The sequence below is a fragment of the Streptomyces caelestis genome, from assembly GCF_001279005.1.
Taxonomy (GTDB): domain Bacteria; phylum Actinomycetota; class Actinomycetes; order Streptomycetales; family Streptomycetaceae; genus Streptomyces; species Streptomyces heliomycini.
Genome location: NZ_LGCN01000113.1, coordinates 1 through 326 on the forward strand (window position 1 = coordinate 1; position 326 = coordinate 326).

The following is a 326-nucleotide window of genomic DNA, read 5'->3' on the forward strand; positions in this document are numbered from 1 at the left end:
GCCTCCGACCGGGCCGCGACGAGGGTGTTCCGTGCCTTCGGCGCCGAGGACGACACCGTGGCCGGCCGGGGCGTGCGCGTCCGGGAGGTCGAGTCGGCGCGTGTGCGGCAGAAGGGGTTCGCGGCCGTCGGCGGCGGGCCGGGCGCGGTCGGGGTCGCCGCCCCGGTGCTGACGGCGCCCGGCGCGGTCGCCGGGGCCCTCGCGGTCGCGGGGCCGCAGGCCGGGTGCCACGTGGCCCTGGCGGCCGCGCACCTCAAGGCCGCTTGCGCCGCCGTCTCCCGCGCCCTGGAGCGCAACCCTGAACTGCTGACCGCCTCCTGACGCCG

General features: G+C 80.7%; 1 pseudogene. It reads left to right on the forward strand.

Features of this window, described 5'->3' with window-relative positions:
* Nucleotides 1-321: pseudogene (locus ADK41_RS10760) on the forward strand (hypothetical protein); the annotation flags it as partial.
* Nucleotides 322-326 lie beyond the last annotated feature (5 nt).